Origin of the sequence: Streptomyces ortus (genome assembly GCF_026341275.1) — a bacterium.
Taxonomy (GTDB): Bacteria; Actinomycetota; Actinomycetes; order Streptomycetales; family Streptomycetaceae; genus Streptomyces; species Streptomyces ortus.
In genome coordinates, this window is the sequence record NZ_JAIFZO010000002.1 from 1,067,908 (window position 1) to 1,080,736 (window position 12,829).

The window sequence follows — 12,829 nt, forward strand, 5'->3', positions numbered from 1 at the left end:
TCCTTGGTGATCACTTGTCCCCACCCACTCCGAACTTGCTCAGCCGCAGATAGACCATCGAGCAGAAGAGGAGAATGACGAACGCGACGGTGGTCAGGGCCGAGGCGTAGCCGAAGTTGTGCGCGTCGACGCTGGTGTTGGCGATGTAGAGCGGCAGTGTCGTCGTCTCCCCCGCGGGTCCGCCGCCGGTGAGGGTGTAGAGCAGGTCGACGTTGTTGAACTCCCACACCGCGCGCAGCAGGGTGGAGAGGATGATCGCGTCCTTGAGGTGCGGCAGGGTGATGTGCAGGAACTGCCTGAGGCGGCCGGCGCCGTCGACCTCGGCGGCCTCGTAGAGGTCCTTCGAGACGGACTGGAGGTCGGCGAGGATGAGGATGGCGAAGAAGGGGACTCCGCGCCACAGGTCCGCGACCACCGCCGCGGGGAAGACCGTCGAGGTGTCGGAGAGCCAACTGGTGCCGTACTCGCCGATGCCCATGTCCGCGAGGTAACGGGTGATGCCCGTCTGGGAGTTGTAGAGCAGGACCCAGATCGCGGAGGTGAGCACGCCGGAGACGGCCCAGGGTGAGAAGACCATGGCGCGGCCGAGCGAGCGGCCCACGAAGGTCTGGTTGACGATCAGCGCGAGGGCCAGGCCGAACAGCAGCTGGAGTCCGACCTCCACGACGACCCACTTGGCGCTGAAGACCAGCGTGTCCCAGAACTGCGGGTCCTCGGTGAAGATGCGGGTGAAATTGTCGAAGCCCGCGTAGCCGTTGCGCCACGGCTTGGTGGGGTTGTAGTGCTGCAGGCTGTAGTAGAAGACGCTGAGCACCGGGTAGGCGATGAAGCCCAGCATCAGCAGTCCCGCCGGGGCGATCAGCAGATACGGGAGCCTGCGGGGCGTCGCCGAGCCACGGCGCCGCCTCGGTGGCGCGGGCTGCTTCGCCACGGCTGCGGCTTGTGCCATGACTGTTCTCCGTTCTCGGGTGTGCGGGTCGAGCCGGTGGTACGGGCGAACCGGTCGTACGGGTCGTACGGGTCGTACGGGTCGTACGGGTCGAGCCGGTGGTACAGGCGCGCGATCTTGATGGCAAGCGCTTTCACGTACGGTGTGCGGAAGCCGGACCGCCGGGGTGGGAAGGCGGTCCCGGGTGGTACGGGTCAGCCCGCGTACGGGTCCGGCACCTTGCCCGGCCGGGCCAGGAAGGCGAAGTCGCAGCCGGTGTCGGCCTGGGTGATCTGGTCGTTGTAGAGCGCGCCGTAGCCCCGCTCGAAGCGCTCGGGCGGTGCGGTCCACCGCTCCCGACGCCGCTCCAACTCCTCGTCGGTCACGTTGAGTCGCAGCGAACGCGCGTCGACGTCGAGCGTGATGCTGTCGCCGGTGCGGACCAGGGCGAGCGGCCCGCCGATGTACGACTCCGGCGCCACGTGCAGCACACAGGCGCCGTAACTCGTGCCGCTCATCCGGGCGTCGGAGATCCGCACCATGTCCCGTACGCCCTGCTTCAGCAGATGGTCGGGGATCGGCAGCATCCCGTACTCGGGCATGCCGGGGCCGCCCTTGGGTCCCGCGTTGCGCAGCACCAGCACGGTGTCGGCGGTGATGCCCAGCTCCGGGTCGTTGATGGTGCGCTGCATGGTCCGGTAGTCGTCGAAGACGACCGCGGGACCGGTGTGCTTGAGCAGGCGCGGCTCGGCGGAGATGTGCTTGATGACCGCGCCGTCGGGGCAGAGGTTGCCGCGCAGCACGGCGACGCCTCCCTCGGCGGCGACGGGGTTCTCACGGGTGCGGATGACCTCGTCGTTGTGCACCTGCGCCGGAGCGAGCTGTTCGCGCAGGCTGTCGTGCGAGACGGTCGGCCGGTCCAGGTGCAGCAGATCGGTGATCCGCGACAGGAACCCGGGCAGCCCGCCGGCGAAGTGGAAGTCCTCCATGAGGTACCGCTGCCCGCCGGGCCGTACGTTCGCGAGGACCGGCACCTTACGGGCGATGCGGTCGAAGTCGTCGAGGGTGAGCCGGGCTCCGGCGCGTCCCGCCATGGCGATGAGGTGGATCACCGCGTTGGTGGAGCCACCGAGTCCGAGCACGGTCGTCACCGCGTCCTCGAAGGCCTGCTGGGTGAGGATGTCGGACAACGTGCGGCCCTTGTGGACCAGTTCAACGATCCTGAGCCCCGAGGCGGCGGCCATCCGATCGTGGCCGGAGTCGACCGCGGGGATGCTGGAGGCGCCGGGCACGGTGACCCCGAGTGCCTCGGCGGCGGCGGTGAGCGTGGACGCCGTACCCATGGTCATGCAGTGCCCCGGCGAGCGCGCCAGACCGCTCTCCAGTTCGGTCATCTCGCAGTCGCCGATGAGCCCGGCGCGCTTGTCGTCCCAGTACTTCCACATGTCGGTGCCGGAGCCGAGGACCTCGTTGCGCCAGTGGCCGGGCAGCATGGGCCCCGCGGGCACGAACACGGTCGGCAGGTCGACGGACGCGGCGCCCATCAGCAGGGCGGGCGTCGACTTGTCGCAGCCGCCCATCAGGACGGCCCCGTCGACCGGGTACGACCGCAGCAGTTCCTCGGTCTCCATCGCGAGCATGTTGCGGTAGAGCATCGGGGTGGGCTTCTGGAAGGTCTCGCTGAGTGTCGACACCGGGAATTCGAGGGGGAAGCCGCCGGCCTGCCACACACCCCGCTTGACCGCCTGGGCACGGTCGCGCAGGTGGACGTGGCAGGGGTTGATGTCGGACCAGGTGTTCAGGATCGCGATGACCGGCTTGCCGAGGTGCTCCTCGGGGAGGTAGCCGAGCTGACGGGTGCGGGCGCGGTGGCTGAAGGAGCGCAGGCCCTCCGTGCCGTACCACTGGTGGCTGCGCAACTGCCGCTCCTCAGCCGGGACTTCACCGGCTTCGGGCGTCGTCGGGCTGATGTCTGTCATATGGACCACCCCCCGGCGATGGCGGCGACCTCGGCCCGTTCGGACTCGGGGAGCTGCCTGCTCGGCGGGCGGACGTCCCGGCGGCACAGGCCGAGCGAGGCCAGGGCCTCCTTCACGACTGTCACGTTGTTGGCGGAGCCGTTGGCCCCGCGCAGTTCCTCGAAGCGGCGGATCTGCTCCCAGACCTTCATCGCGCCCGCGTAGTCACCGGAGCGCAGCGCCTCGATCATGTTCAGCGAGACGGCCGGGGCGACGTTCACGAGCCCCGACGTGAAGCCCGTGGCACCCGCCGAGAAGTACGAGGGCGCGTACGGCTCCGCGAGCCCGGCCACCCACACGAAGCGTTCGAGCCCCGCGTCCCGGGCGAACGCGGCGAAGCGGGCCGCGTCCGGCACGGCGTACTTCACGCCGATCACGTTCGGGCAGGCGTCGGCCAGTTCGGCGAGCCGGGCGCCGGCGAGCACCGGGTTGCGGATGTAGGGGACGACGCCCAGTTCGGGGACGGCCGCCGCGATCTCCCGGTGGTAGTCGACCCAGCCGTCCTCCGACACGTACGGGTGCACGGGCTGATGGACCATCACCATCTCGGCCCCGAGCCCGCGGGCGTGGCGGGCGGAGGCGACGGCGGTCGGCAGGTCGTGCCCGACTCCGACCAGGACGGCGGCCCGGCCCCGCGCCTCGTCGACGGTCAGCTCCGTGACCAGGCGGCGCTCCTCGGGGCTGAGGGCGTAGAACTCGCCGGTGTTGCCGTTCGGGGTGACGATCCGGACGCCGGCGTCGAACGTCCGGCGCAGCAGCGCGCGGTGCACGTCCTGGTCGATGGAGCCGTCCTCGGCGAAGGGGGTCACGGGGATCGCCACCACGTCGGCGAGGGCGGCCCGCTGGGCCTCGAACGTGGTCGTGGTCGCGGTCATTCCTGCTCGTCCTTTCCCTGGGCCTCGGGGAAGGCCCGTCGCACGAACGAGGCGATGTGCGCGTGCAGGGCGCGCGCCGCGCCGTCCGAGTCGCCGTCGAGGGCGAGCCGCAGGATCTCCCGGTGCTCGGCGGCCTCGCGCTCCCAGGACGGGTCGGCGGCCCAGGCGACCGCCGAGACCAGGGCGGCCTGGTCCCGGACCTCGTCGAGCATCCGGCCGAGCAGCGGGTTGCCGCAGCGGACGTACAGGGAGCGGTGGAACTCGCGGTTGGCGAGGGACCGCTGGGCGGTGTCGGTGGCGGCGTCGGCGCGCTCCAGCGCCTCACGCGCCGTGTCGAGGGAGGTGCCGCGCAGGACGGAGCGCCGCAGGGCCTCCGGTTCGAGCAGCAGCCGCACGTCGTACACCTCGCGCGCCATGTCCGCGTCCACCATGCGCACCGTGGCGCCCTTGAACTGGTTCATCACGACGAGCCCGGTACCGGCCAGGGTCTTGAGCGCCTCGCGCACCGGGGTCTTGGACACCCCGAACTGTGCGGCGAGCTCGGTCTCAACCAGGGCCTGTCCCGGGGTCAACTGCCCGGTGAGGATGCGGTGTTTGATCCCCTCCTGCACGAACTGCGTGCGGGAGGGGATCGGCGTGGGCACAGAGGTCATGCTCGCCTCTCGGTGGCGCGGAGCCCTCATCGGGGATCGAGGGATCGCGTATCTGATCTTCTGTATCGCGTCTCATATATGACGTACGAAGTACGACGCGATGAAGCTAGAAGCGCCTCCGTGTTTCGTCAATGCTTCCGACAAAAGAAGTTGCCGTCGGGGTCCGGTGGCCGCTCCTCGACCGCGGGTTCTGGTGCTCGGAGTGGAGCCGCGAAGCACGCACGTCGACCTGTCCCACCTCGCGGAGGAGGCCGTCGAAACGCTCCTGCCCCTCGCGGAGAAGCGGGGCGTCGCCCTGGAGACCGGCGGAGACCTCACCCCCACCGAGGATCGCGCGCGCTCCTCCTGCAGCCGACCACCAACCTCGTCCAGAACGCGATCGTCCACAATCTGCCCGGTCCGGGCAGGGTGTGGATGCGGACCGACGTCCGGCCCGGCGGGGTGGTGCCCACGGTGGAGAACACCGGCGAGAAGATCTCGCCGGAGCAGGCCTCGGCCCTCACCGAGCCGTTCCGGCGCGGCGCCGAGCGCGTCCACACCGACCACGGAGGCGTCGGCCTCGGCCTGGCGATCGTCAGGACCATCGCCCGGGCGCACGACGGCACGCTCACCCTCACCCCGCGCCCCGCCGGCGGGCTGCGCGTCACGGTGGAACCGCCCGGAGTCTGAGATCCCCTCGGAGCCCGGGTCGTCCCCGGTCGGATCAGCGCTCCCCGGCGGCCCGCCACCCCGGGTCCCGCCCGCTCAGCCCGATCACCCGGTCCAGCAGGGGCGCCCTCTCGGGGACGGCCACCACCGGGCCGAAGATGCTGCCGCGCGACGGGTCGTCGACGGACGCGGCCAGCATCCCGTACGCCACCCGCAGGGCCGCCTCGTCGGGCACGTACTCCTGTCCCGTGGCGCGGGCCAGATCCCAGCCGTGCACGACGAGTTCGTCGGCGGCGACGATGCCCGCGATCTCGCCGGGCAGGTCCACCCCGCCCGCCCGCGTCTGGCCCGTCCACGCGGCCGGGTCGCGCCAGGCCTCGGCCAACTCGACCAGCAGCTTGGGCAGTTCGCCGCGCCAGCCGGGCGTCACGTCGGGCAGGGCGGCGGTGGGCGCGGTGTCCGTCGTGGCCCCGAGATCCTTGCGCCCGGCGTCCCGGAAGGCCGCGGCGAGGCCGGTCAGATGCCCGACCAGATGGCGTACCGCGTAGTCCGGACACGGCGTCGCGTCCTCCAGCTGGTCCTCGCGCACCGCGTCCGCGACGCGCGCCACGATCAGGGCCTGCGGACCCAGGTCAAGGGTGCTCGCGGTGCTCTCGCCGTCGCCCATGGTGGGCTCCTCTCGTCACAAGGTCGTCAGGGGGTCGTCCAGGGGTCATCCGGGAGTCGTCAGGGGGTAGACCGTCGGCCGTACGAAAACTCATCGCTTCTCCTCCCACGATCGTGCTCAGGAATCTGGCCAGGCGTTCGAACCGCCGGAATGCTCGGGCCTACAAGATTCCCGGCGCCGGGGACCACGAGGGGAGCCACGCCATGAAGGCGATCGTCCAGGATGCCTACGGATCGGCGGACCTGCTGGAACTGCGGGACATCGAGCGTCCGGTCCCCCGCGACGACGAGGTACTGGTCGAGATCCGCGCGGCCGGTCTCGGCCCCGAGGTGTGGCACCTCATGACGGGCCGCCCGCTGGTGGCGCGCGCCGTCCTCGGGCTCCGCAGGCCCAAGAACCCGGTACGGGGCTGGGACGGCGCCGGACGGGTCGAGGCCGTCGGGGCCGAGGTGACCGACTTCAAGCCGGGCGACGAGGTCTTCGGCAACTGCGAGGGTTCGTTCGCCGAGTTCGCGTGCGCCAAGGCCGCCAAACTCGCCCTCAAACCGGTCAACCTGACCTTCGAGCAGGCCGCCGCCCTTCCGGTGTCGGCGGCGACCGCCCTCCAGGCCCTGAGCGGCCCGGCCCGCCCGAAGCCGGGCGGCCGGGTCCTCGTCATCGGCGCCTCCGGCGGTGTGGGCTGCTACGCCGTCCAGCTCGCCGCCCTGTACGGGGCCGAGGTCACCGGTGTGTGCGGCCCCGGCGGCGCGGACTTCGTGCGGGCCCTTGGTGCCGCGCACGTCATCGACTACACCACCGGGGACATCACCGGCGGCCCGCACCCGCACCGCTACGACGTCGTCGTCGACAACGCGGGACAGCGCCCCCTGTCCGTACTGCGCCGCGTCCTGGCGCCGCGCGGCACCCTGGTGATCGTCGGCGGCGAGGGCGGCACCGCGCTGTTCGGCGGGCTGAGCCGCGGGCTGCGGGCGGTCCTGCTCTCGCCGTTCGCCAGGCAGAACCTGCGCAACCTCGTCGCCGTCATCCGCCGCGAGGACCTGCTGACCCTCAAGGACCTCGCCGAGAACGGCAAGCTCGTCCCGCCCGTCGACCGCACGTACCCCCTCGCCGAGACCGCCGAGGCCGTCCGCCACTTGGAGAAGGGCCACCCGCGCGGCAAACTCGTCATCACCGTCCCTTAGGGGACGACGCCGCGGCGCCCCTGCCGCGTACCCCGTCCAAGGCACCTGCCCGATCCCCGCCCCCGGGCCTTAGCCCCACGATCAGCAGGCATGACGGAACAGACACCGCGGGCACCGCGGACTTCCCGGGCGGCCCGGCCGGCATGGGCGGTGGTCCGCGTCCTGCGGGACCGCAACGCGAGCCTGTACCTGGGCGGAGTCGTGGTCTCCGGTTTCGGCTCGTCGGCGATGTGGCTGGTGGCGGGGATCTGGGTGAAGGACCTGACCGGCTCGGACGGCCTGGCCGCGCTCTGCGTCTTCGCGCTCTGGGCGCCCACGCTGATCGGCCCGGCCCTGGGCACCCTCGCCGACCGCATGCGCCGCAGACCGCTGCTGGTGGGGACGGACCTGGGCCTGGCCGTGCTGCTCCTGCCGCTCCTCGCGGTCGACTCGCCGGACACCCTGTGGATCCTGTTCGCCGTCCTGCTCGTCTACGGGGCGGCGGGCGTCGTCCATGACGCGGCGGAGGCGGCGCTGGTGGCCACCGCCGTCGACCCACGGCTCCTCGGCGACTTCAACGGCCTGCGCATGACGGCCAACGAGGGCATGAAACTGCTCGCCCCGCTCGCCGGAGCGGGCCTGTACGCGGCCTACGGGGGCGCCCGCGTCGCACTCCTGGACGCCGTCACCTTCGCCCTCGCCGCGGGTCTCTGCACGCTCCTGCGCGTCCACGAGCCGCCGCCGCGTCCGGCGGAGGGCGCCGCGGACCTGCGGGCCCGGACCGTCGAGGGCGCGCGCTACCTGTGGGGCCACCCGGTGCTGCGCCCGCTCGTCCTCGCCGGCGGCACGACGATGCTCTTCGCGGGCGTCAACGGCGCGGCGGTCTACGCGGTGGCGGAGGGCCTCGGCCACGCCCCCTCGTACGTGGCGCTGCTGTACGTCGCGCAGGGCGCCGGGTCGGTGGCGATCGGCCTGGTCTCGGGGCCGCTGCTGCGGCGGCTCGGCGAGCGGCGGTTCGGGCGGTACGGCATCGCGCTGACCGCGGTGGCCGTGACGGCTCGCGCGCTCCCGTACGACGCGGTGGCGCTCGCCTCGGCCGTGGCGGTGGGGGTCGGGCTGCCGTGCGTTCTGGTGGCAGCCCTCACCGCGGTCCAGCGGGAGACTCCGGGCGCGCTCCTGGGGCGCACGGCGGCGACCGCGAACACGTTGCTGTTCGCGCCGAACGCGGTGGGGCTCGCGCTGGGCGCGGCTCTTGTGGAACTCGTTCCGTATCAGGCGCTGTTGGCGGTGGTGGGGGTCACGCGGCTCCTGACGGTGCTGCCCTGCCGGAGCCGGCCGCGCAGTTCCCCGCGCCCCTGAAAAACGTGGCTGCGCCCCGGCTTTTCATCGCTGCGCGCATGAAGCCCCCGGGCCGCTGTAGGACGGGCGGCGGCCCCGCCTCACCGCCGTGCGGCGCACAAGGCCCCCAGGTCCGCGAAAGGCCGGCCGCGACCCGGCCTGTCGTCGTTGCCGTCAGGTCAGTCGGGCCAGTGCCTCCGTCACCAGTGACAGGTCCTGGGCCGATGCCAGGCCCGCGTGGTAGAGGCGCAGTTCCGTGGCCCCTCGTCCGGCCGCCCGCCTCGCGTCCTCGAAGAGGGTCCCGGGGCTGCCGCCCATCCCCGCCACCACGGGGAAGTTGGCCGCCAGCACGTTCCCCTCTGCGGCGTGTGCCGCGAAGGGGGTGAGCAGCCCGGCCCCTCCCGCGCACGGCACGACCACACCGTCCGCGACGGTCAGGATGTGCCGCGGGTCCACCCCGGCGTTCGCGCCCACGTGGTACGAGTCCGGGTCCGCGTGCAGCAGGATCCGGAAGCCCTCGGGGGCCGCCGCCCGGACCGCGCCGACGACGTCCGTCTGGAGGGAGCGGGCGACGGAGTCGCGCCACGCGCGCGTGGCGCTCGCGAGCTCACCGCCCAGCAGCTCCTCCACGGTCTCCCAGCCCCCGGCGGGCGTCCCACCACGCCACACCGGCTCCAGGGCGCGCCGCACGGCCGACGCCAACTCAGCAGCATCCAGACCCAGTTGCGTATACCCGTCACGGCACGACGGGCAGAAGCACAGCGACATCAGGTACGTCCCGGCGTCCCCGAGCGCCACGCCCGACGTCTTGTCGTGGGCGTGCAGATGCGGGAGCCCGTACCAGCCGAGGGACTCCAGTTCCGTGCCCGCCGCCCCGGGCCGTACGGCCGCCTCGACGGCCAGGTCGGTCAGATGGGCGCGCGTCTCGGGCTGGGCGATGCAGGGTGCCCACGGATAGCGGTCCCCGTAGGCGTTGACCACGGAGGTGTCCGGGAACTCCTCGCCCAGCCGGGAGTTGTGCGCGAGGACCACCCAGGTGTGCACGTCGAGCCCCGCCCCCGCGAGCGCCCCGGCGGCCTCCCCGTACGCGTCGCCGGGCGCCCAGTCCCCGGCGGGGTACGGCCGCAGCCTGCGCCCCTCCCAGCGTCCGGGGTCCGGCGGGTAGAGGACGGCGGCGTACCGGGCGGTGACGACGCGGTGGCGGGGGTGCCGGGGGGTCAGCGCGCGCGTGGAGTGGTACGCGGACGCGAGGGTCGCCTGCCGTACGCCGAGCCCGGCGATGCGTGCCGCCGCCCCGGGGTCGCCGTTGACGTCCCACGGATAGACGAAGGTGGCCGCCTTCACTTGGCCTCCTCCAGCAGCGCGTGGCCGCGTTCGATCAGTTGGGCGAGCTGTTTGAGGTGGTCCTCGGACGGTTCGTGCAGCGGCGGCCGTACCTCGCCCACGTCGAGCCCCCGCAGCCGTACGCCCGCCTTGACGAGCGAGACGGCGTACCCGCGGCCCTGTGCGCGCAGTTCGACGAGCGGCCGGTAGAAGCCGTCGAGCAGCCGGTTCACGGTCGCGTCGTCGCCGGAGCCCAGGGCACGGTGGAAGGCGAGGGCGATCTCGGGCGCGAAGCAGAAGACGGCGGACGAGTAGAGCGTGATGCCGATGCCCCGGTAGGCGAGTCCGGTGAGTTCGGCGGTCGGCAGCCCGTTGAAGTACAGGAAGCCGCCCGGTACTTCGGACCGTACGGCGCTGACGATGCGCTGCATGAGGTCGAGGTCGCCGGTGCCGTCCTTGAAGCCGATGACGCCCTCGGTGCGGGCCAGCGCGACCACGGTCTCCGGCGTGAAGACGGCGTTGTCCCGCTGGTACACGACGATGTCGAGCGAGGTGGCGCGGGCCAGTTCCGTGTAGTGCCGCAGCAGCCCCTCCTGCCCGGCGACCACGAGGTACGGCGGCATGGCGAGCAGCCCGTCGGCGCCGGCCTCCTCGGCGAGCCGCGCGTACCGCACCGCGAGGGCGGTCCCGTACCCCGCGCCCGCGACGACGGGTACCCGGCCCGCGGTCTCCTCGACGGCGGCCCGGACGCAGTCCTGGAACTCCTCGGGCGTGAGCGCGTGGAACTCGCCGGTGCCGCAGCAGGCGAAGACGGCGGCGGCACCGGCCTCGACACCCCGTCGGACGTGCTCGCGGTAGACGTCGAGATCGACGGCTCCGTCACGGTCGTACGCGGTGACGGGGAAGAACAGCGGCCCACTGGGGATACTGAGTCGAGCGGCGAGGGGGGCTGACGACACGGGCTCTCCCTAGAGCATGTACGTACACGCCACCCGTGCACGTTTCTGACCTGCGTCCACATCTCTGAACCCGCCCACGCTAGAGCTCGCCGTCGGGACCGGTCAAGCGGGCAAACCCGCATTCCCGAAGCAATTTCGGAACATGAGAGAACCGGAAATCAACCCGACCGATAGGGCGCCCCACCCTTCGCGCGACACTTGACGCGAGCGGCGAACGATCCATAGCGTTTCCATGGATGTGAATGCCGTACACGCTTACGCATTGCATACGGCTGCTGATTCTAGGAGACCCGAGGATGCCCGCTCCGCGCACCGCTCCCCGCACCGTCCTGCTCACCGGCGCCGCCGGCGGACTCGGCACCCTGATGCGCGGGCTGCTTCCCGCCTACGGTTACGAACTGCGCCTCCTCGACATGCGCCCCATCGAGGGCGAGCCCGACGCGATCGTCGCGGACCTCGGCGACAAGAAGGCCCTGCGAGAGGCCGTGCGCGGCGTGGACGCCGTCATCCACCTAGCGGGCATCTCCCTGGAGTCCACCTTCGAGAAGATCCTCAAAGCGAACATCGAAGGCACGTACAACCTGTACGAGGCCGCACGCGAGGAGGGCGTCGGACGGGTCGTCTTCGCCTCCTCCAACCACGCGGTCGGCTTCACCCCGCGCCCCGAGGGCGAGGCGCCCCACGAGCCGGGCGCGCTCATCCCCATCACCACCCCCCGCCGCCCGGACACCTTCTACGGCCTCTCCAAATCCTTCGGCGAGGACCTGGCGCAGTTCTACTGGGACAAGCACGGCCTGGAGACCGTCTCCGTGCGCATCGGCTCCTGCTTCCCGGAGCCGACCACCGTGCGCATGCTGTCGGTCTGGATGAGCCCCGGCGACGGCGCCCGCCTCTTCCACGCGGCCCTGACCGCCGAGCACGTCGGCCACAGCGTCGTCTACGGCTCCTCGGCCAACACCCGCCTGTGGTGGGACCTTTCGACCGCCCGCGCCCTCGGCTACGAGCCGCGGGACGACTCCGAGCAGTACGCCGGGAAGCTGATCGCGGAACAGGGCGAACTGGACCCGGCGAACCCGGACCACGCCTGTCTCGGCGGCGCCTTCGTCACCGACCCCCCGGTGTGGCCCCACTGACGCTCCCGGCCGCCCACAGCGGGCCCCGCCGACACTTCCGGCCACCCCATACGGACGACCCCACCGGGCGGACGGGCACCGAACGGGCCCGTCCGCCCCGCCGTTCGGGCACGCTCCCTGCCCGAATTACGCTCCGCCGCAGGTCCGCAGCGGGCACCCGTCTCACCCAACGGGCACACACGGGCGCCATCGGACCCGCAACAGACCTGGTCAGTGGCGCGTACCCGCTGTAGAACTTCCCCCATGGGTCGAACGGGCCCGAACGGGCAGTAGACGCGTACGCAAGGGAGCGGAAGCGGGTGTCGGGCATGAGCGCGGAAGAACGGCAACGGGCGATCGTGAAGACCGCCCGACGCACGGGTGCCGTCGACGTGAACGAGCTCGCGGCCGAGCTGGGCGTCGCCCGGGAGACCGTGCGCCGCGATCTGCGCGCCCTGGAGGACCACGGCCTCGTCCGCCGCACCCACGGCGGCGCCTACCCCGTGGAGAGCGCCGGTTTCGAGACGACGCTCGCCTTCCGCGCCACCAGCCACGTACCCGAGAAGCGCCGGATCGCCGCCGCGGCGGCCGAGCTGGTCGGGGACGCGGAGACGGTCTTCATCGACGAGGGCTTCACCCCCCAGCTCATCGCCGAGTCACTGCCCAGGGACCGGCCGCTGACCGTGGTCACCGCGTCCCTGGCCACCGCGGGCGCGCTCGCCGAGGCCGACAACAAGACGGTTCTGCTGCTGGGCGGCCGGGTCAGGCCCGGCACGCTGGCCACCGTCGACCACTGGACGACGAAGATGCTCGCGGGCTTCGTCATCGACCTGGCGTTCATCGGCGCCAACGGCATCTCGCGCGAACACGGCCTCACCACCCCCGACCCGGCCGTCAGCGAGGTCAAGTCACAGGCGATCCGAGCCGCGCGGCGCACGGTCTTCGCTGGCGTGCACACCAAGTTCGGCGCCGTCAGCTTCTGCAGGTTCGCGGAGATCAGCGCCCTGGAGGCGATCGTCACCAGCACGTTCCTCCCCACCTCCGAGGCCCACCGCTACTCGATGCAGGGCCCTCAGGTCATCCGCGTCTGAGCACACCCCCTTCCACCACAGAGGCAGCACACCCCCCTTCCCCTCTCCTTCACACCC

General features: G+C 72.0%; 11 protein-coding genes and 1 pseudogene. 5 read left to right on the forward strand and 7 right to left on the reverse strand.

Translation table 11 applies throughout. The features are described from left to right. Positions 1 to 10: 10 nt before the first annotated feature. The 4 genes from K3769_RS07980 to K3769_RS07995 form a co-directional block, all read right to left on the reverse strand. Positions 11 to 949: a carbohydrate ABC transporter permease gene (locus K3769_RS07980; protein WP_267025734.1), complete on the reverse strand. Its 939-nt coding sequence runs from the start codon at positions 947 to 949 to the stop codon at positions 11 to 13. 194 nt (positions 950 to 1,143) lie between these two features. Beyond that, complete coding sequence (araD, locus tag K3769_RS07985; protein WP_267025735.1) at positions 1,144 to 2,907, reverse strand: L-arabinonate dehydratase; 1,764 nt, start codon at positions 2,905 to 2,907, stop codon at positions 1,144 to 1,146. Continuing rightward, positions 2,904 to 3,821, reverse strand: coding sequence for a dihydrodipicolinate synthase family protein (locus K3769_RS07990; protein ID WP_267025736.1), 918 nt, complete (start codon positions 3,819 to 3,821; stop codon positions 2,904 to 2,906). Before K3769_RS07990 ends, araD begins: the two co-directional genes overlap by 4 nt. Continuing rightward, positions 3,818 to 4,474, reverse strand: a complete 657-nt coding sequence (locus K3769_RS07995) for a GntR family transcriptional regulator (protein WP_267025737.1) — start codon at positions 4,472 to 4,474, stop codon at positions 3,818 to 3,820. Before K3769_RS07995 ends, K3769_RS07990 begins: the two co-directional genes overlap by 4 nt. A 220-nt stretch (positions 4,475 to 4,694) precedes the next feature. Between K3769_RS07995 and K3769_RS08000 the strand changes: the two are divergent. Then, positions 4,695 to 5,143: pseudogene (locus tag K3769_RS08000) on the forward strand (sensor histidine kinase); the annotation flags it as partial. A gap of 34 nt (positions 5,144 to 5,177) precedes the next feature. Here the strand turns inward: K3769_RS08000 and K3769_RS08005 are convergent. After that, positions 5,178 to 5,789 (reverse strand): TIGR03086 family metal-binding protein, encoded by a 612-nt coding sequence (locus K3769_RS08005; RefSeq protein WP_267025738.1) that lies wholly within the window; start codon positions 5,787 to 5,789, stop codon positions 5,178 to 5,180. Positions 5,790 to 5,992: 203 nt separating this feature from the next. Here K3769_RS08005 and K3769_RS08010 point away from each other — a divergent pair, with 203 nt between their 5' ends. Both K3769_RS08010 and K3769_RS08015 read left to right on the forward strand, forming a co-directional pair. Next, positions 5,993 to 6,970, forward strand: coding sequence for an NAD(P)-dependent alcohol dehydrogenase (locus tag K3769_RS08010; protein WP_267025739.1), 978 nt, complete (start codon positions 5,993 to 5,995; stop codon positions 6,968 to 6,970). 90 nt (positions 6,971 to 7,060) lie between these two features. Continuing rightward, entirely contained in the window at positions 7,061 to 8,308 is a 1,248-nt protein-coding gene (locus K3769_RS08015) for an MFS transporter (protein WP_267025740.1), read from the forward strand. A gap of 153 nt (positions 8,309 to 8,461) precedes the next feature. On the opposite strand, the gene K3769_RS08020 is transcribed toward K3769_RS08015, so the two are convergent. Together K3769_RS08020 and K3769_RS08025 are read right to left on the reverse strand one after the other, a co-directional pair. After that, positions 8,462 to 9,631 (reverse strand): hypothetical protein, encoded by a 1,170-nt coding sequence (locus K3769_RS08020; RefSeq protein WP_267025741.1) that lies wholly within the window; start codon positions 9,629 to 9,631, stop codon positions 8,462 to 8,464. Then, complete coding sequence (locus K3769_RS08025) at positions 9,628 to 10,569, reverse strand: 5-dehydro-4-deoxyglucarate dehydratase (protein WP_267025742.1); 942 nt, start codon at positions 10,567 to 10,569, stop codon at positions 9,628 to 9,630. The genes K3769_RS08020 and K3769_RS08025 overlap by 4 nt, the downstream gene beginning before the upstream one ends. A gap of 296 nt (positions 10,570 to 10,865) precedes the next feature. Between K3769_RS08025 and K3769_RS08030 the strand changes: the two genes are divergently transcribed. Continuing rightward, a complete protein-coding gene (locus K3769_RS08030) occupies positions 10,866 to 11,702 on the forward strand; it encodes an NAD-dependent epimerase/dehydratase family protein (protein WP_267025743.1) in 837 nt (278 codons plus the stop codon). Between the two features lie 299 nt (positions 11,703 to 12,001). Further along, complete coding sequence (locus K3769_RS08035) at positions 12,002 to 12,772, forward strand: DeoR/GlpR family DNA-binding transcription regulator (RefSeq protein WP_267025744.1); 771 nt, start codon at positions 12,002 to 12,004, stop codon at positions 12,770 to 12,772. Positions 12,773 to 12,829 lie beyond the last annotated feature (57 nt).